Source organism: Flavobacterium foetidum (assembly GCF_004634245.1).
Classification (GTDB): domain Bacteria; phylum Bacteroidota; class Bacteroidia; order Flavobacteriales; family Flavobacteriaceae; genus Flavobacterium; species Flavobacterium foetidum.
In genome coordinates this window covers 165911-189945 of record NZ_SJTF01000004.1, presented here as the reverse complement: position 1 = coordinate 189945, position 24035 = coordinate 165911, and the positions used below count along the sequence as shown (strand labels likewise).

The following is a 24035-nucleotide window of genomic DNA, read 5'->3' as shown; positions in this document are numbered from 1 at the left end:
AGATGTAGGTAAAATGATTTTTTTCGATCAATCGAATTAAGATGCGAAAACGGCAGGTGGCCCCCGAAGCAGGCAGAAGTTTAGAGGAAACGAAATTACATTTTCCTGTAATGCAAAGAAATAAGGGATTTCTTTTTGAAAAGCGACAAATTGAAAAGAAAATTTTTCTGGGATAATGTAACTTCCAAAAGCAAAATTGCAGACGTAACAAACATCATTAACCTCATGCTCATGCGTAATCTCACCGTTTGGATCCTTATAACTATGGTGGCATTTTTTCTCGGTAAGCTGTTTTGCAATGTGCTCATAACTATGTATCGACTGAAATAATATTGAGAACAATATCATTACAGCAGAGCCAAAACTTAATATGAGCTGCTTTCTTTTCATGCACAGCAAAGGTATAAAAGATTAAAATAAAATAAGAGATTATTTTTTCTAAGGATGAAGATAAATCTTTGAAAAAAAGCCAATAAAAAACTAGAATGACTCCTAGAAATAGAATAATTAAGTTGTAATCTTCTCTAAATGCAGCATTATAGTATATTTGTATATAAAATAAACCAAGGTCAAAAAACGTTTATTTAAAAAACTCTTTAAACCAAAACACGATATGCGATTCTTTTTAAGCTGTTTATTTTTAGGTGTATTTTTTACTTCTACGGCACAGGAAACGGCCAAACCCGAAATAAAACCTGTGGTAAAAATAGATTCGCTCTATAGAGAAGACCAATTTTACTTCTCAATCACTTACAATATGTTTAGCGATATTCCGGATCATTTTAAGCAAAACAAGTTTTCATTAGGACTTTCTGGTGGTTTTCTAAGAGATATGCCTATCAATAAAAAGAGAACAAAAGCGATTGCTGCCGGTTTGGGTTTGAGTTACCAAAATTATTACCAGAATCTTACCATTTCGCAAGATCCTTCGGGCGCGCCTGTATATGGTGTGAACGACTACGGACAATTTGTTTCTAATCGGTACAAGCAGTATTCTGTAGATCTTCCGATAGAATTCAGATGGCGTAATTCGACTTACGAAAGCTATAAGTTTTGGCGTATTTATACAGGCATCAAACTGAGTTATGTTTTCTCAAACTCTTCGATTCTAGATGATGGCGAAAGGACATACAGAATCAATAATAATGCTGCTATCAATAAGTTCCAGTACGGTCCTTATATTGCAGCAGGTTATAATACCTGGAACTTATATGTTTATTACGGATTAAGTCCGTTGTTTAAATCGACAGAAACGGTTACGGGAGAAAAACTGAATCTAAAAACATTAAACGCAGGTCTTATTTTCTATATTTTATAACCATAAAGGAAGGAACAAAAGCTGTGGCATAATCCCGATCAAAAGTCCTATTAGTAATTCTTTTACAGAATGCGCTTTCATATCTAGTCTTGAAGAAGCCGTAATTCCAGTTAACAAAATAAGCAATGCTGGCCAATACGGATTATGAAGTTGCAGATGAATATTAAGTCCGATGACAAAAACGGTAAAACTGCTTATCGCCAGCATATGCAGACTTGCTTTTATTTTGAATAAGGAACAGATAACGGCAATAATAGAACTGAAAAGCGCTCCCAGAAAAAAGAAATGCAATTCGGGATAACGGAGTATCACAATGCTTCGTTTAACTAAAAGAATATACAAAAAGCATTGTAGAATTAATGGAATCCTGCGTTCTGTAACCTCTGGCAACATCACCGATTTTACATGTCCCGTTGATCGCAACAGCAAAAAGAATAAAACCGGAACAATTGCGGTTATGATTAAAATCTGTACTAATACAAAGTATTTTTCCTGTATAGAAAACAAATCGCCTTTGTAAAAAAGATAAAACAAAGCGGCATAAGTAGATATAAAAATCGGATGAAGGATATACGAGAAAAGGGGCAGTATTTTTTTCAAAGCATTCAAATTTAGAGGAGTAAACAAATATATAAGAAATAAAAGTAAGTTAGTCTAAACTCCTTATTTTTTAAGAAAATCACAACTCTTTTCTGTTGCTAATGTTTTAATTTTGACAAAAAGAATTTCTAAATGAGCATAAATATAAAAAGCCTCGTATCGGTTCTAAATGCCGAATGGATCGGTTCTGCTGCCGATATTTTCATAGATCATATTTCTATTGACAGCCGATCACTGCAAAACGGACCGCAGACTTTGTTTTTTGCTTTATCTGGAGTTAATCACGATGCGCATCTCTACATTGTTGAGCTTATAGAAAAAGGAGTTCAGAATTTTGTTGTAGAAAAGATTCCCGAAAATGCAGCTGGAAAAGCCAATTTTCTCGTTGTTAAGAATTCTCTTTCTGCACTTCAGGATTTTGCGGCTTACTATCGTGCAGGTTTTCATTTTCCGGTAATTGGTTTAACTGGGAGCAACGGAAAAACAATTGTAAAAGAATGGCTTAATTTTTTATTAAGCCCTGATTATAATATCATTAGAAGCCCGAAAAGTTACAATTCTCAAGTAGGCGTTCCTCTATCGGTTATTGCAATAAACGAAATGCACAATTTAGCCATTTTTGAGGCCGGAATTTCAACGGTTGACGAAATGGTAAATCTTGAGAAAATCATCAAGCCTACCATCGGGGTTTTAACGAGCATTGGTTCTGCACACGACGAAGGATTTGAAAACCTTGAACAAAAGATTAAGGAAAAACTGCTTCTTTTTAAAGATTCGTCTATCTTAATTTATCAGAAGAATAAATTAGTAGATCAATGTCTTTCTGAATTTTGTGCTACCAATGCTTTAGAAAACAGAAATTTGTTTTCATGGAGTTTTACCGATGATTCTGCGGATGTTTTTATCATTAAAAAAGAAACAAAAAATGATTCGACTCTACTAAAATTTCAGTACAAGGACGAAATTTTCAATTTAGAAATCCCATTTAGTGATTCTGCCTCGATAGAAAATGCTATTTCATGCTTGTTGGTTTTGCTTTATTTTGAATATGATTTTGCTTTAATCCAAAATCGTATCAAAATGTTGTATCCGGTAAAAATGAGACTTGAAGTTAAAAACGGAATCAACGGTTGCAGTATTATAGACGATAGTTACAGTTCTGATTTCCAGTCGCTGAAGATTGCTTTGGATTTTTTGGAAAGCCAAAAAAAGAATGCTTCAAAAACCGTTATACTTTCGGATATTTTTCAAAGCGGTTTTTCTAATGAAGAGCTGTATTCAAAAGTTGCCCAGCTTATTTCAGACAATAAAATACATCGTGTCATTGGTATCGGTCCAACGATTTCTTCTTTTGCGGCTAAATTTGCAAACAGCACCATGTTTCAAAACACGGCCGATTTTATCAACGAAATCGAAAGATTTGACTTTAATAACGAAACCATTTTAATAAAAGGGGCAAGGTCGTTTGAGTTTGAAGAAATTGTTTCGCTTCTTGAAGAAAAAACACACGAAACAGTACTAGAAATCAATCTCGATGCAATAAGCCATAACTTCAATTACTTTAAATCAAAACTGCGCCAGAACGTCAAAATGATGGTTATGGTTAAGGCTTTTGGCTACGGAAACGGCGGTTTGGAGATTGCAAAATTACTCGAACATCATAAAGTCGATTATTTGGGTGTGGCTTTTGCCGATGAAGGAATTTCACTAAAAAACGGAGGCATAAAACTTCCGATAATGGTTTTAAATCCAGAATCGACGAGTTTTCCTTCGATTATTCAATATCAGCTGGAACCCGAAATTTATAGTCTGAAAGGACTAAATGCTTTTTTGAAAATTGCGAGAGAAAAGAATTTGAAAAATTATCCAATCCATATTAAAATGGATACGGGAATGCATCGTTTAGGTTTTGAAAACAATACCATAGATGAATTGATTCAGACTTTAAAAGGAAATTCAACCGTTCGCGTCCAGAGTATCTTATCGCATTTGGCTACAAGCGATGATCCGAATCATTTTGATTTTGTAAACCAGCAAATCGATTTGTTTGAGGAATTGTCTTCAAGATTAATGTCAGAATTAAATATAAATCCGATTCGACATATCTTGAATACGTCTGGAATCAGTAATTTTCCTAATGCGCAATACAATATGGTGCGCTTAGGAATTGGCCTATATGGCGTCTCAAACGACCCATCAGAACAAAAATATTTAGAAAATGTAGGAACCTTAAAATCGATTATCTCGCAGGTTCGTACCATTCCGGCCGGTGATAGCGTAGGCTATGGGCGTAGGTTTATAGCGCAGAAAGAAACCAAAATTGCGACAATTCCAATTGGCTATGCCGACGGGATTTCGCGATTATGGGGAAATAAAGCTGGTTTTGTTACCATTAAAAACCAGAAAGCATTTATTGTCGGCAGCGTGTGTATGGATATGCTCATGGCAGATGTGACTCATATCGATTGCAAGGAAGGAGATTCTGTCGTGATTTTCGGCGAAAGCCCTACTGTTATTGAAATGGCAGAAGTTTTAAAAACAATTCCATATGAAATAATGACCAGTATTTCGCAGCGTGTGAAACGTGTATTTTTCAGATAGTATTTTTTTTTTGAACCATATAAGTGATATGAGTTCATCTTAGTCGGATTATATTTTTGACTTAACTAGGCACTATCAAAGCGTCAAGCTTATAATTTCTTATATGACTTATATGGTTCAAAAGCCACAAAAATGTGGTTTTTTAAAGAAAATTGCGTATTTTCGGTTATTCATTTATTAAAAACTAAACAAATCAGATATGGGATTTTTTTCAGAATTTAAGGCATTTGCAATGAAAGGCAATGTAGTTGACCTTGCTGTTGCAGTAATTATAGGAGCAGCTTTTGGTAAAATCGTAAGTTCATTTATCGAAGATGTAATTACACCTTTGGTATTAAAACCTGCTTTAGATGCAGCTCATCTGTCAAGAATAGAAGATTTAACAGCTTTTGGAGGCGTTAAATACGGAATGTTTCTTTCTGCGGTAATTAACTTTATTATAGTGGCTTTTGTTTTGTTCGTTATCATTAAAGCATTAAACAGTCTTAAAAAGAAAGAGGAGCCAGCACCAAATCAGCCTGCAGCGCCAACACAAGAGGAATTGCTTACAGAAATTAGAGATTTGCTAAAAAACAAAAATATATAATACCGCTACACTAAGTCTAACTTAACCGCCTTCTAACGAGGCGGTTTTTTTTATTGTTGTTATATTTGTAAGAAAAGATTTAAATTGTTTTTAGAAAGAACTGTATAAAATTCATCTTATGAAAGTAGAGTTAATTCCTGTTATTGAAATATTTAATAGTAACGAAAATATTAAGTCCCCAGATTTAGGTCCATTTTGGGAATATGAAAATGAATGGGAGAACTATAATCATTTATGCAATATTGCCGCTGGTTTTTCAGAATTTCTTAAGCCCTATTTAAAAGGGTCTTCGTTATACGCAATTGAAGAAATTTCAGACATAGATTTGTTGCAGACTATTAATAAAGAAATAGAGATGCAACAAACTGAAGAAAATAATGGAATAGAAGATTTAGTCTCTTCCTTTAATGGAGGCTATGTTTTGAAGATTGATGACAAATCGGTTTATTTTCCTCAATGTTGTAGTTCCTTAGCTGATATAAGAGCGTGGGAAAATTTACTAATTGGAATTACTAAATCCTTTTATGCAGGACATCCTTATCCCAGAATTACAGAAAATTTAAATAAAATTCGTTTTGATTTTATTGATATTCAAGTAAGAGAAAATTTTGCACCTCCAATTTCTTTAAGTTATATTGAAATTGAAAAGTCAAAACTAGAGTTTGCTATTATTGAAGCAAATAAGTTGTTGCAGATTTTTGCAGACAGACTTAAAAAGATTAATCATATGAAAAAATTGAATATTAAAAATATTGATAGAATATTAATTTTTGGGGAAACGGAGTAATATTATATAAAAACTGTTTCTAGTCTTTTGATATTTTACAAAATGTTTATTTTGTAACATTTTGTTATTTTTTGTGAATCGCCTTGCAGAGATTTTTATTATACTTACTTTTGCCTTACTAAATTAGATTATTGAATTATTTAAAAATATAAAAATGAGAATTGCAGTTGTAGGTGCTACCGGAATGGTTGGCGAGGTAATGCTTAAAGTTTTAGCAGAAAGAAATTTTCCTGTTACAGAATTAATTCCTGTTGCATCAGAAAGATCAGTAGGAAAAGAAATAGAGTACAAAGGACAAAAATATAAAGTAGTTGGCTTACAGACTGCAGTAGACATGAAAGCTGATATTGCAGTTTTTTCTGCTGGAGGAGATACTTCGCTAGAATGGGCGCCAAAATTTGCTGCTGCCGGAACTACAGTAATTGACAATTCATCGGCATGGAGAATGGATCCGACCAAAAAATTGGTAGTTCCTGAAATCAATGCGGATGTTTTGACAAGAGAAGATAAAATTATTGCAAATCCAAACTGTTCTACTATTCAGATGGTAATGGCTTTGGCTCCTTTGCATAAAAAATACAATATTAAAAGAATCATCGTTTCTACTTACCAATCGATTACTGGAACTGGTGTAAAAGCGGTAAAACAATTAGAGAACGAATACGCAGGAGTTCAAGGAGATATGGCTTACAAATATCCTATTCACAGAAATGCGATTCCACACTGCGATAGTTTTGAGGAAAACGGATACACTAAAGAAGAAATGAAATTAGTGCGCGAAACTCAAAAAATCCTTGGCGATAATACCATCAGAGTTACGGCTACTGCTGTACGTGTGCCTGTTGTGGGCGGACATAGCGAAGCGGTAAACGTTGAGTTTACAAATGATTTTGATGTAAACGAGATTCGTGAGATTTTGCATAATACAGACGGAGTAACCGTTCAGGATAATCTAGATACATTTACTTATCCAATGCCACTATATGCTGAAGGTAAAAATGATGTTTTCGTTGGAAGAATTCGTCGTGACGAAAGCCAGCCAAACACTTTAAACATGTGGATTGTTGCTGATAACTTAAGAAAAGGTGCTGCAACAAATACGATCCAAATCGCTGAATATTTAGTTCAAGCTGGTTTGGTATAAGCTGAGATTAAATAAAATTGTTAATAATAAAAAACCGTATTACAGTGATGTAATTACGGTTTTTTTGATTTAAACGATAACTTTTTTTAGTAGTAAAATGACTTTTTAGGGACTTTTAAAATTTCAATAAATGTTTCCTTTATGAAAGGATAAACTTAAAGAATAAACTTATGGCAAAATATGATGATGCTTCATGGCATTATGGAGGTGACTACCCTGATAATTTACCTGATGAAAACGCTTCAACTCACATTGGAATGTTTTTAACTTGGTGTATTGATAATGATCTTTTATCTGAGGAACAATTGGAAGATTCAGAAGAAGATATTATCGCTGTAAAAAACAGGGAACTAAAAGGTTCTGAATTTTTAATTAATAACTGTGACGAAAAATTTTCTGAATATGATCTAAGTGATTTAGGCAATGAATTTGCCAGGTCATATTATGATGAGGAATCGAGTTTTGCAGAATCTTATGGAGATTATGGTTCTGACTATGAAGAACATTTTGAGAAAGAAGCAAAAAAGAAAGGTTTTGAATATGAATCATTTTATCATATAGAAGATACATGGGAAAATTACAATTCGTTAAAACCAGTTATTGATGCACGTTATGAGCAATGGAAGAAGTATAGAGATTAAATAAAAGTCGATAAAAAGAAAACTCTAATGTATTAAGGTATTACGGTTTTTTGATTAATTGCAGTTGTATAATATACAAAGTAGACCCGACAGTTTTTAAAACTTGTCGGGTTTAACAATGTGGTCAATTAATTTAAGGTTACTTTTGGTATCATGAAACGGGAACACAGGAGAAAGCAGCAGTAAATATTAACGAATTAACAGAGAATAAAAACGACTTTTCATAAGAAACCCGACAGGTTTCAAAAACTGTCGGGTTCGAAAGAATTAAAAATTCCAAATTCCATAACGTCAAGTCGTTTGGAATTTGGAATTTTAATATATTGTAATTTGATATTTTAATATTCAGGTGCCAATTCCAGCTCTAGACCCTCTAAGTCTTCGGTAATCGGAATTTGACAGCCCAAACGGCTATTTGATTTCACATAAAATGCTTCCGAAAGCATGGCTTCTTCTTCGTCTCCCATTTCTGGTAAAGCAACATCATTTAGAACATAACATTGGCAAGAAGCGCACATTGCCATTCCGCCGCAAGTTCCTTCAACAGGAAGTTCGTATGCTTTGCATAACTCCATTATATTCATTGCCATATCAGTCGGAGCCTGTAACTCATGTACAACTCCTTCTCGATCTTTAATCTTTATTAATACATCCATTTTAACTTGTGGAATTTTTAATTGAGAGGACTTTATAACGTGAAAAAATCCTTATTTATTAACTGTTTGGTTTTGTGCTAAACGCAAATTCTTTTCTTTTATTCTCTTTGAGGCGCATCTGAACTCCAAGAACATTATCATCCTTTTCAAGAATGGTTACAACTGCAATTACAGAATAATAATCTGTACCTGCCTGAAAAATCAAAGTTCCCTCGTAGGTAGAGTTTAAAATGCCTTGTTTATCAGTATTAGAAGCGATCTTTTTTGGATGAGAAAATGCTGCTGAACTATACGATGCTTTAGCAAGTTTACCTCTTCCTTCTACAAAATCATACAAAAAATCATAATTGCCAATCCTCAAACTTCCTGCCTCCTCATTAGGATTGAAAGAAAAAACGATCTTCCCCGCATATTGAAAGTCAGACCATTCTTCGGCTTCATTTACCCAAGCTTTATCAGCAACAAAGGTTTTAATCTGCGCAGAACTCGCAGAGACCATAAAGATTGATAAAAGCAGCGTGTAAAATTTTTTCATAAAAATAAGATTTAGGGTTATAGCCGCAAATTTAATTTAAAATTGTAAAACCGACTAAACTCAAAATCTCAATTATTTCTGTTATTTTTTATTAGTTGTTAAAAAAAACGCTCAAATGTCTTGTTATTATTGATATTTGGCAAACTTTTCATTTTGTTACTGATTGCTTTTCTCTTCAGCCAATAAAAGATAGTACGCTGCTGGACGAATGTTACATAACATTTACTACAGTCTCAATCTGAGGAGCGTATTTTTTTATAGTAGTTTCAACACCTGCTTTTAATGTCATCTGATTTACGCTGCAGCTAATGCAAGCTCCTTCAAGACGAACTTTTACATGTTTATCATCCTCGATAGAAATCAGCGTAATGTCGCCACCGTCTGATTTTAAGAACGGTCTGATTTCATCAAGTGCCAATAATACGTTGCTTGTTAATTCTTCTGTTGTCATAATATTAATGTGTCAATTAGAAAAATGTGTCAATTAGCAAATTCTTTAAAATTATCTAATTCTCACATCATCTCAATTATCTGATTATTAATGTGTCAATTTGAAAATGAGTCAATAAGGGAATTATTTAATTCTCTTATTTCCAAATTATCTAATTCTTTTTCACTGCCGAGCAGCCAGCCATTGTTGTAATTTTAATAGCTTCAGTTGCTGGTAAGCTTTCGTTTCTGTTTACTGTTTCCTGAACAACATTTCTAGTAATTTCTTCAAAAACTTTTTCTATTGGAGAAGCGGTCTGCAATGCAGCTGGGCGACCGTAATCACCTGCTTCGCGAATAGATTGAACGATTGGAACTTCTCCTAAGAAAGGTACATTTAAGTCCTCTGCAAGGTTTTTTGCTCCCTCTTGTCCAAAAATATAATATTTGTTTTCAGGAAGTTCTTCTGGCGTAAAATAAGCCATGTTTTCTACAATTCCTAAAACTGGTACATTTATGTTATCCTGCATAAACATTGCCACTCCTTTTTTAGCATCTGCAAGAGCCACGGCTTGCGGCGTACTTACAACAACTGCTCCTGTAATTGGCAATGATTGCATGATCGATAAGTGAATATCTCCTGTTCCTGGAGGTAAATCAAGAAGCATAAAGTCTAATTCACCCCAGTCTGCATCAAAAATCATTTGATTTAATGCTTTTGCGGCCATAGGTCCTCTCCAGATTACAGCTTGGCTTGGAGCAGTAAAAAATCCGATAGAAAGCATTTTTATCTCGTAGCTTTCAATTGGTTTCATTTTAGATTTGCCGTCAACTGTTGTTGAAATTGGTTTTTCGTTTTCTACATCAAACATAATCGGCATAGATGGTCCGTAGATATCTGCGTCTAAAACACCAACTTTAAAACCCATTTTAGCAAGCGTAACGGCAAGGTTTGCTGTTACAGTAGATTTTCCTACTCCTCCTTTTCCAGAGGCAACAGCTATAATATTTTTGATTCCTGGAATAGCACGCCCTTTAATTTCTGGCTTTTCAGGAGCTTCTACTTTAATGTTTACTTTTACTTTTGCGTCTGGTGATACCAATTCGTGAATCGTTTTCTTAATATCATCTTCGGCTCTTTTTTTAATATGCATTGCTGGTGTGTGCAGTACTAAATCTACCACAGCTTCGTCGCCAAATGTTATAACGTTGGCTACGGCGCCACTTTCAACCATATTTTTTCCTTCTCCTGCTATGGTGATTGTTTCCAGAGCTTTAAGAATTTCTTTTCTATCTAGTTTCATTGTAATGAGCTTATTTTGTATTGTTGGAAATCAATTTTCAGAATAATCTTAATTTAAACCGATTTCAGAGTGCAAAGATAACAGATTAAGTTCGGATTTGCGCCCTTTTGAATTGTATTTCTTGATATTGAGATTACTCAAAATGATTCTTAAGAAATTCCTGAAAAGTTTTGCACTATTTTCTTTTTAAAATCGCACGCCAATCGACATAAAATTTCCGATGACATCTTTAAATTCTCACAAATCTTGATTATATTTGATTGCCCTAAAACTATGATTTTCAGTTGTGAAAAATATGTGGAAACTTATTTTTGAAATCTTATTTTGGGTTTTCGATATTTTTTAAAAAGTTATTTTCAAGCAACTTAAATTTTAAAAATATGCGAAATTTTACTTTATCATCGATTATTGCAATCAGTTTTTTTGCATTTTCATTTAAGTCGATTCCAGACAAGATAAAAAGCAGCAATTCTACAGAAGCTTCACGTTTTGCCATTGTAATGATTGATGCCGCGGCTATCAATTCATTCTTTAAAAAATATCCAAAACTCAAAAAATACCAAAAAGATGTTGAGGATATTTACAAAGCCAAGCAATACAAATCTATTTGGTACGATGATAAAAACATAAGCGAATTTGGAGCCTTATTGTATCAAAAAGTTAATGTTCTTAAAGATCAGGGAATAGACAATAAGATGCCTTATAAAGAAGTCATCGACGAAGCGTTTAACGAAAGCGACAACATTGTGCCGCCGCAGATTGATACAGAATTATTATTGACCAGCATGTACGTTTTTTATGCCAGCAATGTGTATTCTGGAGTTGATCCGGCGACTTTGAAGAAAATAGGCTGGTATCTTCCAGCCAAAACCATTTCGTATTCTCGAATTTTAGATTCGCTAATTGTAGACAATAATAGGCTTAATGAAGACGACTATCTTCTTTTCAGTCAATATTATAAACTTCAGGAGGCTTTAAAAAAATACAGAAAAATAGAACAGGATAATCTTTGGCAGAAAATCAGCATAGACAGCGCTAATTTTAAGGATTTACGACCAGATGATACAGCCGTTGCGATAAAACAAATCAGACAGCGTTTGTTTGTAGTGGGCGATCTTAAAAAAGATTCTCAAAGTGATATTTATGATGAAGAATTGATGGCTGGTGTTTTAAATTATAAAAAAAGATACAATTTGAAACTGAATTATGCCATTACAAGAGATCATATCAATCAAATGAATGAGCCCATCAGCAAAAGAATCAAAACGATTATGCTGAATATGGAGCGTTGCAGATGGATTCCGACCAAATTGGCAAGAGCAAATGAATATGTAATGGTCAATATTCCATCGTTTCGCATGTTTTATGTGAAAGACGGAAAGTACGAATTGGTTTCGGATATTTTTGTTGGAAACCGTTTGAGTGAAACCGTGATTTTTAGTGGCATGATGGATCGCATCGTTTTCAGTCCGTATTGGTATGTACCGAACAGTATTATTCAAAATGAACTGAAACTGCAGATCGCCAACGATAAAAATTATCTTGCTGAGCATAATATGGAATGGAACGGCGGAAGAGTAAGGCAGAAACCCGGCCCCAAGAATTCTTTGGGATTGGTAAAATTTATGTTTCCGAATCCCAACGACATTTACATGCACGATACGCCAGCAAAGAGTTTGTTCGAATTTGAAAATAGAACTTTCAGCCACGGATGCATTAATGTAAAAGAGGCAAAATCGCTGGCTTTGGCGATTCTAAAAGATGATCCAGATTGGCCAGCTGCTAAAATCGACAAGGCAATGAGCGGCGAAAAGGAGACAACCTGCATGCTCAAAAATAAAATTCCGGTTTATATTGGTTACTTTACCGCATGGGTTCAAGAAAACGGAGAGATAAATTTCTTTCCAGATGTTTATGGCCGTGACGACAGTCTGGATAAGCTTCTTTATTCTGATTCTGTAACCATGAAATAGAAAAGAAACCCGATAAAATCCTAAAAAATTTCTATCGGGTTTTTAAAAAAAATGGTCTACAAGATTATTCGTATTTTAAATACTTCAGTACATCTATTTTGGTTACTTGATATGCTTTTGTTACAACAATTATTAATGTTAGACACAAAAGAGAAATCAATGCGATACCAAATGGGAGTGGAGAAACTCCAATCCTGAAAGCGAAATCTTCGAGCCATTTTTGCAATAAAATATATGCAGGAACAATTCCGATTGCAAATCCCATTAGGCAGAAAAGAACATATTGTTTTGATAATTCCTTCAAAAGAATATTCGTCTCTGCACCTAATGTTTTTCTGATTGCGATTTCTTTCAGCCTTCTCTCCATCGAAAATGATGCCAAAGCGAACAATCCGAACACGGCAATTACAATTACGACCATATTTAGAATGAAAAAGAGGTTTTTTTGCTTTACTTGTTCCTCATAAGTTTTAGCAAAACTTTTGTTAACAAATTCATATTCAAAAGGATAGTCGGCATTGACGTTTTTCTCCCAATATTTTTTCAAATTTTCCAGTGTTTCTGTTAAATTTTTTGGAGAAACCTTTAGATAGACATAGTTAAAGTTATTCCATTTTAAGGTATTTAGGTTGATAAAAACCATTGGAGGCACTTTGTTTTGCAATCCTGTAATGTGAAAATCCTTTACGACGCCCACAATTCTGAATTTTAGATTTTCGGTTCCATCGCCTTTGCTCCAACCAGAAGTAACAATGGTATTGATAGGATTCTTAAGATTTAATGTTTTTACCAAGGTTTCATTCATCAGCATATTATTGATGGTATCTGAAGCATATTTCGGAGAAAGATCGCGACCTTCAACGATTTTGATATTCATCATTTTTAGGAAGTTAAAATCCATTTCGACATTTCTTGGTTGTACAAAAATGCCGTTGTATGTAAACCCGGAGCTAGAATTGGTGCTGCCACCAAAAGTGCCTGCAAATGTGCTTACATCTATAACTCCCGGAATTTTGCTGATTTCCTGTTTGGTAGTCAGATAGTTGTCGGTTCTTGTCAATCGAGTAGTATTAAAGGGTATCGAAATTACTTGATCACCGCTAAAACCAAGATCCTTATCCATCATATAATTAACCTGAGAATTAACGATTAAAGCTCCGATGATAAAAAACGCTGCGATTCCGAATTGAAAAATAAGCATCGAATTTCGAATCCAGATACCGCTTTTGCTTCTTGAAAAATTACCTTTCAAAACTTTTAAAGTTTCAAAATTTGAGATGTAAATGGCAGGAAATATCCCGGCACAAATAATTACTAATGCAAAAATAAAAAGAAGCTGTAGGTAAAATTCACTTCCGTTCATGGTTAAATTTTTGCGCAGAAAAGTATTATAATGTGGCAGTGAAAGCTCGACAATAGCCAAAGCAAAAATTATGGCAAGCGTGACAATTATGGCAGTTTCAAAAATAAACTGAGCTATAATCTGGTTTTTTGAAGCGCCGACAATTTTACGTACTCCAACTTCCTTAGCACGTTTTATTGCCGATGCTGTGGCTAGATTAATATAATTTACAAGCGATAAAACCAAAATCAGAACAGAGAGTCCGCCCATGATATAAAGCAATTTTAAATTACCGTTGCCTTCAGGAAAATTCTGTCCTCCAGAACTTTTGGTGCCTTTTAGGCGAGCCGTTTTTAACTGATCTAGAATTACGTAAATCTCTCCGTTTTCTTTTATGTATTGTTCTGGTGTCTGGCCATTTTCTTTGGCGTCTTTAAGGGTTCTATTGACATAATTTACATGCTGCATTTTTTTTCTGACCAAAGCAACATCAGCACCCTTTTTAGTTTTTATAAGCAGTCCGTAATTAAAATTTCCCCAGCTGTTTTTGTCGCTTTCGCGTTTTATACCGCTGAAAACATAATTTGGTTCGAGAGAAGAAGGACTGATAATCTGGAAAACCCCTTTTACAGTATAAATGTTGCTTCCCATTGTAATGGATTTCCCAATTGGATCTTCATTTTTGAAAAGTATTTTGGCTTGATCTTCAGAGATGGCTACACTGTTTTTTTCTTTTAAAATCTCGTCTTTTTTACCTTTTATGATAGTAAAAGGAAAGAAATCAAAAAAGTTTTCGTCTGTGAATACTAATTTTTTATCCAGCAGTTTTTGCCCCTGATATTTTATAATTCCTTGGTCATACCAATTGTAAATAAAGCAGACTTTGTCAATTTCTGGTATGGTGGCTTTGCAGGTTTCTCCAAACGGAATAGAGCTTGTAGCCCAGATGTCGCCCGTTGCCCCAATTTTGTTCAGTACCTGATAAACGTTTTCCTTGTTAGGATTCCATTGATCATAGGAATGTTCATTGTTCCAATACAAAATAGCGAATATCACACCCGAAATTCCGATACTCAATCCTAAAACATTTAAAAACGAAAACAGTTTGCTTTGTCTTAAATGGTATATAAATATTTTAAACCAGTTGAAAATCATTTTTTACAATTTTATAGTTGTTTTTGGCTGTTTTAAACCTTGTTGGTTTTAGATAATCGTAAGTATTTTGAAAACAAATTCAACTACAATTACCAATGCGGCTATAATAATCTTAATCATTTTTTATTTATTTAGCGTCCATAAAAACATCAACATTTCGTTGATTTAATTTTTCAGAAAATATAACTCCGTCTTTCATATGAATAGTTCTCTGCGAAAAAGAAGCATCATAATCAGAGTGGGTAACCATTAGTATGGTAGCGCCTTTAGCATGCAAATCGGTTAAAAGCTCCATTACTTCATTACCGTTTTTGCTGTCTAAGTTTCCGGTCGGCTCATCGGCAAGGATGATTTTAGGGTCATTAACCAAAGCCCTTGCAACGGCAACTCTTTGCTGCTGTCCGCCTGAAAGCTGTTGCGGAAAATGTTTGAGTCTGTGAGAGATATTCAATTTCTCCGCAATTGCTTCAATTTTTTGTTTTCTTTCAGAAGCTTTTACATTATTGTAAAGTAGAGGTAATTCGATATTGTCATAAACAGAAAGCTCGTCGATGAGGTTGAAATTCTGAAAAATAAAACCAATATTTTCTTTTCTCACTTTTGCTCTTCCTTTTTCTTTAAGACCTATCATTTCCTGATCTAGCAGTTTGTAGCTTCCGTCATTTGCACTGTCCAAAAGGCCAATGATGTTCAGTAAAGTCGATTTTCCGCAACCTGAAGGTCCCATAATAGTTAAAAAATCTCCTTTTTTTATTTCTAAATTGATACCGCTCAAAGCAGCAGTTTCTATTTCTTCTGTTCTAAAAACTTTGGTTAAATTCTGAATTGTGATCATAATTTTTTAAGATTTTGAATGGTTATTAATTGCGTTTTTTGATTGATGATTGAAACGATGATTTTTGTTTCAGGTTTCAAGTTTTAAGTTTTTCGTTGCGTTAACCTGAAACCTGAAACCTGAAACTTGAAACGTTTACTTTTCCAGCGAAAGTTCCTCGATATCTTTATAATCCGAGTAAGAAGAAGTAATGACAGATTCGCCTTCTTTTAAGCCTTCCAGAACTTCATAATAAGAAGGGTTTTCGCGCCCCAATTTTATGTTTCTTTTTTCGGCTTTGTTTCCTTTTACGACAAAAATCCATTTTCCTGCCGCTTCCTGATTAAAACTTCCTTTTGGAATCACCAAGGTTTTGTTCTTCTCAGATAAAATAAGTTTTACTCCAAAGCTTAAACCGTCTTGCAGCATGATATTTTCTTTAGAAGTAAACGCTAATTCGACTGTAAAACGGCCGCCTTTTACTTCTGGAATTACTTTAGTCACCAAAACTTCAAGATTTTTGCCTTTAAATTCTACTTGGCCTTTTAAGCCTTCCCTGATTTTTTCAAGATAAAACTCGTCAACCTCTGCTGTGAGTTTGTATCCTTTATTAGAATCAATTTTGCCGATGCTGGCTCCGGCCTGAAAAGTTTTTCCTAACACAGGCTCAAAAGAAGTTAGTCTTCCCGTTTCGGGAGCTGTGATCAAGAAGTTTTTTTTGTTGTTTCTCAGGATTTCGAGACTTTTTTCCATTGTCTGAATCGAACGGTTGATCTGTGAAATCTGGACCTGATTACTTTGTTTTTCTTTTTGAATGCTCTGCTGAATCGTTTTTTTGCGTTCTTCCTGAAAACGAAGACTTTCTTTAAACGTGTTCCAGTCATTTTTTGAAATCACATCTTTATCAAACAATTTCGAGTTCATATCGTACAATCTTTTGGCATCGTTGTAATCGTGCTCTATAAGAACCAAATCTTTTGTCAAATTAAGTTCCTGATTTCTGATGTTTAATTTTCCGGTGTTAAGGTTATTGATTTGCTCAATAATGGCAGTTTCCTGTGTTAAATAATTCAGTTCGGTATTTGGATTGTACAAACGGGCGAGTGATTGCCCTTTGGTGACCATAGCGCCGTTTTCTACAAAAATCTCTTTTACAGAACCTCCTTCGGTTACGTTTACCAGCATGACATTAAGCGGTTCTACTTTTGCCTGAAAAACGACAAAGTCCTCAAAAAACGATTTCTCTGCTTTCTGAATCACCAATTCATCTGCTTTTACATTCAGTGTTCTTTTGGTATTAAAAGCAAAAAAAAGCATAATCGCAAAAACTAAAAATAGAGCAATTGCTATTGTGAAATATCTAAATTTTTTATTTTTACGAGGAATTAACTTGTCCATTTTCTTTAATAATTTACTGATAGTCAATAGGTAAATACTGTGCCATAAAATTTATTATTTGTAAAGCATTGATTTTAAAGAGTCTTTGAAAAACGACTTTTAACAACAGTGTTCGATAATGAACAGTTGACCGTTCGAAAGCGAACACAAAAAACAAATCATGAGAAAAAAGCAAGCCCAAATATTAATTGTCGACGATCAGGAAGAAATTCTTTTTTCGGCCAAAATGGTTCTTAAAAAACATTTCGAAACTATTTTCACAACAAGTAGCCCCAAGAAAATCATTTCTATCTTAAGTGAAAACGAAATCAATGTGGTTTTGCTGGATATGAATTACCGAATTGGTTTTGAAGACGGACGGGAAGGAATTCACTGGCTGAAAGAAATAAAAACACTTTCGCCAAATACGATTGTGATTTTAATGACGGCTTTCGGCAAAATTGAAACTGCTGTTGAAGGCATAAAAATTGGCGCTTTTGATTATGTTTTAAAACCTTGGAATAATGAAAAGCTGCTCGAAATAATAGATAAAGCGCTCGTTGAAAGCAGAAAAAACAATAAAAAAATAGCTTTAGAAAAGTCGGTACAGACAGAAAAACTATATTTTATCGGCACTTCGGCCAAAATAAAACAGGCGTATTCTATTGCTGAAAAAGTAGCCAGAACCGATGCAAATGTTCTGATTTTAGGCGAAAACGGAACTGGGAAATATGTTTTTGCCGAGCACATTCACTATCACTCTGAACGAAAAAACCAGCCTTTTGTACATGTCGATTTAGGTTCTTTGAGCGATAATTTGTTTGAAAGCGAGCTTTTTGGATATGCAAAAGGTGCTTTTACCGATGCCAAAATCGATACAGCAGGAAGATTTGAAACCGCGCAAAACGGAACTATTTTTTTGGATGAGATTGGGAATATTCCGCTTCATCTACAAGCCAAATTGCTCCATGTATTGCAGACTAAGACAGTAGTTCGTCTGGGTGAAAGCAAACCGAGACCGCTTAACGTACGTGTTATCGCGGCAACCAACAGCGATATCAAAACGGAGGTAAAAAACAAAACTTTTCGAGAAGATTTGCTCTATCGAATTAATACAATGGAAATAAATCTGCCGTCTCTACGAGAAAGAAAAGACGATATTGTTCCGATGGCAAATTTTATTCTAGAAAAGATTGCAGAAAAATACAATCAAAAAGAGGCACAGTTTGAAGAAAACGCTGGCCCGTATCTGGAACGATATCCGTGGAAAGGAAATGTCCGCGAAATGGAGAATAAAATCGAAAGGGCTTTGATTTTAGCCGAAAATAATACGATTACGGTACTGGATTTGGATATTCTGGATTTTGAAGAAATTCAGGAAATGGATGAAAATCCGCTGTCTGAAATGGAAAAAAATGCAATCGAAAAAGCTCTTTTTAAACATAACGGAAACATCAGTAAAACTGCAGAAGAACTCGGTTTGTCGCGTGCTGCTTTATATAGAAGAATCGAAAAATACGATTTAAAAAATTAAAGAAAATGAGTAGTTAATATTGAAATAAAGATTGGAGGCTTTAGCCAAACTTAGGCATTTTGGCTAAAGCCTATTTCTATAAATAATGTATCTCTCCAGCTAAAGCTGGAGGCAATTCAAAAAAAATGAAGAACTGGAAGTTTTATAATGCATTGTTCGTGAGAGTTTTATTTGTAATGGTGCTCTTCCTTGCCACCGTATTATTATTCTATAAAGGATTTCATTACAACGCTTTATTGGTTAGTGTTTTTGTTTTAATTTTCCTTGTCGAAATGTATTTTTTTGTCAAAAACCAATTGCTGTTTTATGATAAAACAATAAACTCTATTCTACACGACGATTTTTCTGCTCATTTTACAGAAGAACACAAGAAAGACAATTTCAATAGTTTATATCTTTTATATGATACCCTAAAAGTACAGCGACAAGAACAGACATCAAAAGAACTCATTTATCGTTCGATTTTGAACAGTATCGACACTGCTGCTTTGATTCTCGAAAAAGAAAATGAAGATTGGTCTATTTTTATCATGAACGATTGTTTTTCAAGTTTGTTTAAAGTGCCAAAAGTAAGTCATTGGAAATACCTTAAAAACTATCTTCCAGGGCTTTGCAATGAGATTGAGAATGTAGGTTTTGGTGAACTTAAAACCGCTATTTCAATCAAAATTGAAGATCAGGATCTGCAGACTTTTATGCTTCAGACTTCGCTTACGCAGACTTACAACAAAGAATATTTCATCATTTTATTAGACAGTATTCAGCGTGTCATTGAGAAAAAGGAAAAAGAGGCTTGGATTAATTTAATGAAAATTATTTCGCATGAATTGATGAATTCTTTGACGCCAATTCGTGCGCTTTCGCAGAATCTGCTGCATATTGTCAATCAGGACGAGCTGGAAAATGATGATTTTGAAGATATCAAAAGCAGTATATCAACCATTATAAACAGAAGCGACCATTTGCAGGTTTTTGTTGAGAATTACAGAAAACTCGCCATGTTGCCAACGCCCAACAAGCAAATGACTCCAATTAATGTTTTGTTTGAAGACTGCCTTCGAATCATGAATCCGATTCTGAAAGCTGAAAATATAGAATTAATCAATGAAATTAAAAGTTCGCGTTCTATTTTGATTGATAAAAATCAGATGGAACAGGTTGTTATTAATTTGATTACCAATAGCATTCATGCTTTAAAAGATAAAACAGAAAAGAAATTGATTCTTTCAAGTTATACCGAAAACAATCGTTTTTTTATAGTGATTTCGGACAATGGAAGAGGAGTAGACCCCGAAATTCAGGACAAAGTTTTTCTTCCGTTTTTCACTACCAGAAAAGACGGTGCGGGAATTGGACTCACGCTTTCTAAAAATATTATCGAAGCGCACGGCGGTTATCTAAGCTACCAAACCGACTCAGAAAAAACCGATTTTGTAATATGTCTGATTTAAAAATGAGCAAGACCTTTGTCAAAGTTTTAAACTTGAGAAAGGTCTCGCATCACTTGGTATTTTAAAAATTGGAATTTAATATTTCAATAATCTTGTCCACATTCACTTCGCTATAATCATTAATGTAAAAATCACATGGAGGAAGTTGTTCTTTGGTATGTGTGCTTAAAACGCCTACGACTTTCATTCCGGCATTTAATCCTGCTGTAACGCCCGAAAAAGAATCCTCGAAAACCACACAGTCAGATGGGGCAACTCCAACACGTTCTGCCGATTTTAGATACACCTCAGGGTTTGGTTTATGAAGTGTAACGTCTTCGCTTGACATCATCGAATCCATTTTTTGATCTAATTTTAAGAAATTGGCAATTAAATCCAAATTGGCACGAGGCGCAGATGTTGCAACAGCGGTTTTAAATCCACGAACTTTTAGTTCTTCTAAAAACTGCATATAATGCGGAATCGTTTCGACTTTGTCTTTGTAAATTTCGCGGAACATTCCTTCTTTTTCGTCTTCCAGTTTTAGCAATTCTTCTCCTTCAATCGTTCGTTTGAAGAAATGTGTCATGATGTAACTATTGTGTTTTCCGTACATATGTTCTTCAAATTCTTGATTGGTGTACGGAATTTTATATTTATTGAAAAATTCTTCAAAAGCGACTACATGATGCGGATTGGTGTGGCAAATCACGCCATCCATATCAAAGATTACACATTTTTGGCTCATAATTTTATTTGTTTTTTAGACGGGTGCAAGATAAGTTATTCCGCAGAGTTGTATGGAGATTCGCTAAGAGTTTTTTTTAATCTCGCAAAGTCGCGAAGTCGAAGAGTATTCATTTAAATCCACAGAATAAAAAGATTTAAAGGATTTGTCTCTCGCAGATTTGGCAGATTGAGCAGATATGACTTTTAAAATAAGAAAATAAATAATCTGCATAATCTGCCAAATCTGCGAGAGTAAATAAAACTTTTGCGACTTTGCGAGATTAAATCCTTAACCAATCCAAATTTTACTTTTTACCAAAGTAAAGGTTTGTCTCAAATGTTGGTTACAAGCAATTAGTACAATCAAAACCACTAAACCATAACCTACGATAGTGTAAATTTCCATATCGGCCAATAAAGTCGATTGTTTGGCGATTGTACCGAAAAGCTTCTTCATCGTCAGAACATTCGCATTATCAGCCGAATATCCTTTGGCGATAAAACTTTGAGTTGTACTTGCGATGGTTTGCTGTGCTGCTGGATTTTCGCTTGTGACGAATTGGCTTAGTTTCAAAAAGTGTTTTTTGTTTAAGAAAACAACGGCATTCTGCATGATGCAAAAACCGATTGTGCTTCCCCAGAAACGCCCCGAAACACCGACAATTCCAGATGAAACTGCCATATTTGCCGGAACCGATGAGGTGGTAAATAAGATGAGCGGAACAAATAAAAATCCCACACCGATTCCTTGCAAAATATACGGAATCACGATGTCGCTCAACGCTACATCGGCTACAAAAAGAAACGTAAACCAGAAATGAAACACTGCAATAAGCGTAAAACCAATCATGAAAATGATTTTGGTTGAAACCGATTTCATCAGGAAAAAAGCAGCTAAAATTAACCCGATTACATTTCCTAATCCGTTGATGTATTGTACGCCCGCAACGCGCGATGGATCCCAGTTCCAAATGGAGAACATTGCCGAATGGCAAAGACTTAGCGTTGCTCTGCTGATGTAGAAAAGGAAAAACAATAAAAATCCGATTCGCAGATTGGCGTATTTTATCACTTCAAAATCAAAACTTGGTCTTTTTACCAGACGTTCTTTAAAAATGAATAAGCCACCCGTAATGAGCGAAATGATCAGCATCAAAACCATTTCCGAAGATTCGAACCAATATTTTTTCTCAGCATAAACAAAAAAGTAGGCACCGCAAAGAATCGAAATTAAAACCAAAAAATAACTCATCCAATCGATTTGATACAACGGAATCTTCTTTGTAATTCGGTGCCCTCTGAAAGTCACTAAGATTAAAAAGACGTTTAAGACCTGCAGTCCGCCCGAAACATACAACATATATTTCCAGTCGTAATGATCGAGAAACCACACGGCAATATTCATAATAAAAGGTGTAGACAACAACAATGCGCCGTAGTAAAACGAAAACCCAATAATTATGGCATTTTTAGTATTGAACTGTTCAATAAGCAGTTGCCTGATTGTGATTACCGGAAGCGCCATCAGGATTCCTTCGGCAACTCTCATCAATAAAAAAACAGAAAAATTGGTAATATATGCTGAGGAAACAATCGTAATTCCGATAAGGGAATAAACCGCCATCAAATAATTTTTTGCAGGGAAAAAACTTGAAAATCGGCCTTCTATCAAAATGGTTGCCAACAGTGTTCCGTACGTAACACACATTGCAAACTGCAAATCTTCGGGTTCAATGTCCAGAAAACTCGCTGCATACGTAACGTTTGAGGAGTAAACCCCTAATAAAATCATGGAATGCAAGAGACAAACGAACAAAATAATAATGATCGCCCATTTTGGAACCCAAGATTTAAAGATGCTTTTATTTTCCATTTTATTTGTGCGCAGCAACAATGGTAATATTCATTCCTGCTCTTAAAAAATCGGTTTGTTTGTCCTGTTCTTTTAATTGAATTCGAACCGGAATTCTTTGTTCGATTTTCACGAAGTTTCCAGTAGCATTATCAGGGGGAAGCAAAGAGAATCTCGCACCACTGGCAGGAGATAGTGAGGCAATCGTTCCTTCAAAAACTTTGTCACTTACAGCATCAGCTTTAATTTCAACTTCTTGGCCAACGGTTAAATATTGCAATTGCGTTTCTTTAAAATTGGCAGTAATCCATTTTTCTTTGCTAACGATAGAAAGCAGCGACTGACCTTCTTTTACCATTTGTCCTGGCTGTAAAGTTCGTTTTCCGACCCAGCCATCATAAGGCGCTGTAATAACGGTGTATGAAAGAAACAATGCCGCATTATCAGCAACAGCTTGTTTGGATGCAATAGTGGTTTGCGTCGTCGGAACATTCGCCTCAGCAACCGAAGTGCTTAAAGCCGAAGAATGAATCCTGTTTTTCATTTCCTGAAAATGCGCTTGAGCCGACTCGTAATCGGCACGGACTTTTTCTAACTGCTGAGAAGTTGCGGCTTCTTCTTTTACTAAAGCCTGATATCTTTCGTATTCTAATTTTGTTTTCCAAAGATTCGATGTGGCAGCTTCCAATTGCGCTTCATTAATCGCTGTTGCACTGGCTGTGTTAATGGCATTTTTCTGAGCTACAACACTATTTTGCTGGGCGTTTTGAACATCGGCAAGAGCCACATTCAATTTCGATTTATATTCTCTGTTATCAAGTATCACCAAAGTATCGCCTTTATGTACAAACTGGTTTTCGTTAAAACGAACTTCCTGTACATAACCTGTAATTCTCGACATAATTGGCGTCACGTATTGCTCAATCTGAGCGTCATTGGTTTCTTCGTGATTTCGGTTAAACACATAAAACCAAATTCCCAAAATAACCCCGCTTATCACCAGCGAACATGCAATAATTGTTATTAGTATATGAAACGTTTTGTTTCTTCTAGTTTCATTTTTAATCTTAACCATATCTTTTTCTTTATTTTTCCCAGGATTAAAATCCTGCGCTACAAAATGAATCGTTCCTTCGGAACTGAAAATCTCTATTCTTCCCAGGATTAAAATCCTGCGCTACAATATGAATCGTTCCTTCAGGACTGAAAATCTCTATTTTTCCCAGGA

21 protein-coding genes are annotated in these 24035 nt (G+C 34.8%); 9 read left to right on the top strand and 12 right to left on the bottom strand.

Translation table 11 applies throughout. The annotated features are described in order from the left end of the window. Positions 1 to 36: 36 nt before the first annotated feature. Positions 37 to 390, bottom strand: a complete 354-nt coding sequence (locus E0W73_RS07420) for a hypothetical protein (protein WP_135221455.1) — start codon at positions 388 to 390, stop codon at positions 37 to 39. 223 nt (positions 391 to 613) lie between these two features. Between E0W73_RS07420 and E0W73_RS07415 the strand changes: the two genes are divergently transcribed. Next, positions 614 to 1318 (top strand): porin family protein, encoded by a 705-nt coding sequence (locus E0W73_RS07415; RefSeq protein ID WP_135221454.1) that lies wholly within the window; start codon positions 614 to 616, stop codon positions 1316 to 1318. On the opposite strand, the gene E0W73_RS07410 is transcribed toward E0W73_RS07415, so the two are convergent. Continuing rightward, positions 1313 to 1918, bottom strand: a complete 606-nt coding sequence (locus tag E0W73_RS07410) for a hypothetical protein (protein ID WP_244248447.1) — start codon at positions 1916 to 1918, stop codon at positions 1313 to 1315. The two genes, E0W73_RS07415 and E0W73_RS07410, sit on opposite strands and share 6 nt — an antisense overlap. A 132-nt stretch (positions 1919 to 2050) precedes the next feature. Here E0W73_RS07410 and E0W73_RS07405 point away from each other — a divergent pair, with 132 nt between their 5' ends. From E0W73_RS07405 to E0W73_RS07385, 5 genes are all read left to right on the top strand, one after another. Further along, the gene (locus E0W73_RS07405; RefSeq protein ID WP_135221453.1) at positions 2051 to 4519 is read left to right on the top strand and encodes a bifunctional UDP-N-acetylmuramoyl-tripeptide:D-alanyl-D-alanine ligase/alanine racemase; all 2469 of its coding nucleotides are present in this window, start codon (positions 2051 to 2053) and stop codon (positions 4517 to 4519) included. Between the two features lie 199 nt (positions 4520 to 4718). Further along, entirely contained in the window at positions 4719 to 5105 is a 387-nt protein-coding gene (mscL, locus tag E0W73_RS07400) for a large conductance mechanosensitive channel protein MscL (protein WP_135221452.1), read from the top strand. A gap of 118 nt (positions 5106 to 5223) precedes the next feature. After that, a complete protein-coding gene (locus E0W73_RS07395; RefSeq protein WP_135221451.1) occupies positions 5224 to 5892 on the top strand; it encodes a hypothetical protein in 669 nt (222 codons plus the stop codon). A 154-nt stretch (positions 5893 to 6046) separates the two neighbouring features. Further along, a complete protein-coding gene (locus tag E0W73_RS07390) occupies positions 6047 to 7036 on the top strand; it encodes an aspartate-semialdehyde dehydrogenase (protein WP_135221450.1) in 990 nt (329 codons plus the stop codon). A gap of 170 nt (positions 7037 to 7206) precedes the next feature. Continuing rightward, positions 7207 to 7677 (top strand): DUF7832 domain-containing protein, encoded by a 471-nt coding sequence (locus E0W73_RS07385; RefSeq protein WP_135221449.1) that lies wholly within the window; start codon positions 7207 to 7209, stop codon positions 7675 to 7677. 338 nt (positions 7678 to 8015) lie between these two features. Here the strand turns inward: E0W73_RS07385 and E0W73_RS07380 are convergent, their stop codons facing one another. The 4 genes from E0W73_RS07380 to E0W73_RS07365 all read right to left on the bottom strand — a co-directional run bounded on the left by E0W73_RS07380 (position 8016) and on the right by E0W73_RS07365 (position 10601). Beyond that, positions 8016 to 8333 (bottom strand): 2Fe-2S iron-sulfur cluster-binding family protein, encoded by a 318-nt coding sequence (locus E0W73_RS07380; protein WP_135221448.1) that lies wholly within the window; start codon positions 8331 to 8333, stop codon positions 8016 to 8018. A gap of 58 nt (positions 8334 to 8391) precedes the next feature. Continuing rightward, a complete protein-coding gene (locus E0W73_RS07375) occupies positions 8392 to 8868 on the bottom strand; it encodes a hypothetical protein (protein WP_135221447.1) in 477 nt (158 codons plus the stop codon). Positions 8869 to 9079: 211 nt separating this feature from the next. Continuing rightward, positions 9080 to 9319 (bottom strand): NifU family protein, encoded by a 240-nt coding sequence (locus E0W73_RS07370; RefSeq protein WP_135221446.1) that lies wholly within the window; start codon positions 9317 to 9319, stop codon positions 9080 to 9082. 151 nt (positions 9320 to 9470) lie between these two features. Continuing rightward, complete coding sequence (locus tag E0W73_RS07365; RefSeq protein ID WP_135221445.1) at positions 9471 to 10601, bottom strand: Mrp/NBP35 family ATP-binding protein; 1131 nt, start codon at positions 10599 to 10601, stop codon at positions 9471 to 9473. A gap of 380 nt (positions 10602 to 10981) precedes the next feature. On the opposite strand from E0W73_RS07365, the gene E0W73_RS07360 reads away from it, so the two are divergent. Then, positions 10982 to 12574, top strand: coding sequence for a L,D-transpeptidase family protein (locus E0W73_RS07360; protein WP_135221444.1), 1593 nt, complete (start codon positions 10982 to 10984; stop codon positions 12572 to 12574). Between the two features lie 64 nt (positions 12575 to 12638). Here E0W73_RS07360 and E0W73_RS07355 read toward each other — a convergent pair whose 3' ends face one another. From E0W73_RS07355 to E0W73_RS07345, 3 genes are all read right to left on the bottom strand, one after another. After that, on the bottom strand, positions 12639 to 15071 hold the full coding sequence (locus E0W73_RS07355) for an ABC transporter permease (protein WP_135221443.1): 2433 nt from the start codon (positions 15069 to 15071) through the stop codon (positions 12639 to 12641). A gap of 127 nt (positions 15072 to 15198) precedes the next feature. Then, positions 15199 to 15906 (bottom strand): ABC transporter ATP-binding protein, encoded by a 708-nt coding sequence (locus tag E0W73_RS07350; protein ID WP_135221442.1) that lies wholly within the window; start codon positions 15904 to 15906, stop codon positions 15199 to 15201. 135 nt (positions 15907 to 16041) lie between these two features. Then, positions 16042 to 17283, bottom strand: a complete 1242-nt coding sequence (locus E0W73_RS07345; protein ID WP_135221441.1) for an efflux RND transporter periplasmic adaptor subunit — start codon at positions 17281 to 17283, stop codon at positions 16042 to 16044. A 160-nt stretch (positions 17284 to 17443) separates the two neighbouring features. On the opposite strand from E0W73_RS07345, the gene E0W73_RS07340 reads away from it, so the two are divergent. Both E0W73_RS07340 and E0W73_RS07335 read left to right on the top strand, forming a co-directional pair. Then, the gene (locus tag E0W73_RS07340; protein ID WP_135221440.1) at positions 17444 to 18796 is read left to right on the top strand and encodes a sigma-54-dependent transcriptional regulator; all 1353 of its coding nucleotides are present in this window, start codon (positions 17444 to 17446) and stop codon (positions 18794 to 18796) included. A 125-nt stretch (positions 18797 to 18921) separates the two neighbouring features. Then, positions 18922 to 20247, top strand: a complete 1326-nt coding sequence (locus E0W73_RS07335) for a sensor histidine kinase (RefSeq protein WP_135221439.1) — start codon at positions 18922 to 18924, stop codon at positions 20245 to 20247. 61 nt (positions 20248 to 20308) lie between these two features. Here the strand turns inward: E0W73_RS07335 and E0W73_RS07330 are convergent, their stop codons facing one another. The 3 genes from E0W73_RS07330 to E0W73_RS07320 all read right to left on the bottom strand — a co-directional run bounded on the left by E0W73_RS07330 (position 20309) and on the right by E0W73_RS07320 (position 23882). Then, positions 20309 to 20974: an HAD family hydrolase gene (locus E0W73_RS07330; protein WP_135221438.1), complete on the bottom strand. Its 666-nt coding sequence runs from the start codon at positions 20972 to 20974 to the stop codon at positions 20309 to 20311. 270 nt (positions 20975 to 21244) lie between these two features. Continuing rightward, positions 21245 to 22828, bottom strand: coding sequence for an MFS transporter (locus tag E0W73_RS07325; RefSeq protein ID WP_135221437.1), 1584 nt, complete (start codon positions 22826 to 22828; stop codon positions 21245 to 21247). 1 nt (position 22829) lies between these two features. After that, positions 22830 to 23882, bottom strand: a complete 1053-nt coding sequence (locus E0W73_RS07320; RefSeq protein WP_135221436.1) for an HlyD family secretion protein — start codon at positions 23880 to 23882, stop codon at positions 22830 to 22832. Positions 23883 to 24035: the final 153 nt, after the last annotated feature.

What these genes read in the sequence shown, in the direction of transcription:
- E0W73_RS07420 (WP_135221455.1), bottom strand. Translation starts at nt 390, where the DNA reads ATGAAAAGAAAGCAGCTCATATTAAGTTTTGGCTCTGCTGTAATGATA.
- E0W73_RS07415 (WP_135221454.1), top strand. Translation starts at nt 614, where the DNA reads ATGCGATTCTTTTTAAGCTGTTTATTTTTAGGTGTATTTTTTACTTCT.
- E0W73_RS07405 (WP_135221453.1), top strand. Translation starts at nt 2,051, where the DNA reads ATGAGCATAAATATAAAAAGCCTCGTATCGGTTCTAAATGCCGAATGG.
- mscL (WP_135221452.1), top strand. Translation starts at nt 4,719, where the DNA reads ATGGGATTTTTTTCAGAATTTAAGGCATTTGCAATGAAAGGCAATGTA.
- E0W73_RS07395 (WP_135221451.1), top strand. Translation starts at nt 5,224, where the DNA reads ATGAAAGTAGAGTTAATTCCTGTTATTGAAATATTTAATAGTAACGAA.
- E0W73_RS07390 (WP_135221450.1), top strand. Translation starts at nt 6,047, where the DNA reads ATGAGAATTGCAGTTGTAGGTGCTACCGGAATGGTTGGCGAGGTAATG.
- E0W73_RS07385 (WP_135221449.1), top strand. Translation starts at nt 7,207, where the DNA reads ATGGCAAAATATGATGATGCTTCATGGCATTATGGAGGTGACTACCCT.
- E0W73_RS07380 (WP_135221448.1), bottom strand. Translation starts at nt 8,333, where the DNA reads ATGGATGTATTAATAAAGATTAAAGATCGAGAAGGAGTTGTACATGAG.
- E0W73_RS07375 (WP_135221447.1), bottom strand. Translation starts at nt 8,868, where the DNA reads ATGAAAAAATTTTACACGCTGCTTTTATCAATCTTTATGGTCTCTGCG.
- E0W73_RS07370 (WP_135221446.1), bottom strand. Translation starts at nt 9,319, where the DNA reads ATGACAACAGAAGAATTAACAAGCAACGTATTATTGGCACTTGATGAA.
- E0W73_RS07365 (WP_135221445.1), bottom strand. Translation starts at nt 10,601, where the DNA reads ATGAAACTAGATAGAAAAGAAATTCTTAAAGCTCTGGAAACAATCACC.
- E0W73_RS07360 (WP_135221444.1), top strand. Translation starts at nt 10,982, where the DNA reads ATGCGAAATTTTACTTTATCATCGATTATTGCAATCAGTTTTTTTGCA.
- E0W73_RS07355 (WP_135221443.1), bottom strand. Translation starts at nt 15,071, where the DNA reads ATGATTTTCAACTGGTTTAAAATATTTATATACCATTTAAGACAAAGC.
- E0W73_RS07350 (WP_135221442.1), bottom strand. Translation starts at nt 15,906, where the DNA reads ATGATCACAATTCAGAATTTAACCAAAGTTTTTAGAACAGAAGAAATA.
- E0W73_RS07345 (WP_135221441.1), bottom strand. Translation starts at nt 17,283, where the DNA reads ATGGACAAGTTAATTCCTCGTAAAAATAAAAAATTTAGATATTTCACA.
- E0W73_RS07340 (WP_135221440.1), top strand. Translation starts at nt 17,444, where the DNA reads ATGAGAAAAAAGCAAGCCCAAATATTAATTGTCGACGATCAGGAAGAA.
- E0W73_RS07335 (WP_135221439.1), top strand. Translation starts at nt 18,922, where the DNA reads ATGAAGAACTGGAAGTTTTATAATGCATTGTTCGTGAGAGTTTTATTT.
- E0W73_RS07330 (WP_135221438.1), bottom strand. Translation starts at nt 20,974, where the DNA reads ATGAGCCAAAAATGTGTAATCTTTGATATGGATGGCGTGATTTGCCAC.
- E0W73_RS07325 (WP_135221437.1), bottom strand. Translation starts at nt 22,828, where the DNA reads ATGGAAAATAAAAGCATCTTTAAATCTTGGGTTCCAAAATGGGCGATC.
- E0W73_RS07320 (WP_135221436.1), bottom strand. Translation starts at nt 23,882, where the DNA reads ATGGTTAAGATTAAAAATGAAACTAGAAGAAACAAAACGTTTCATATA.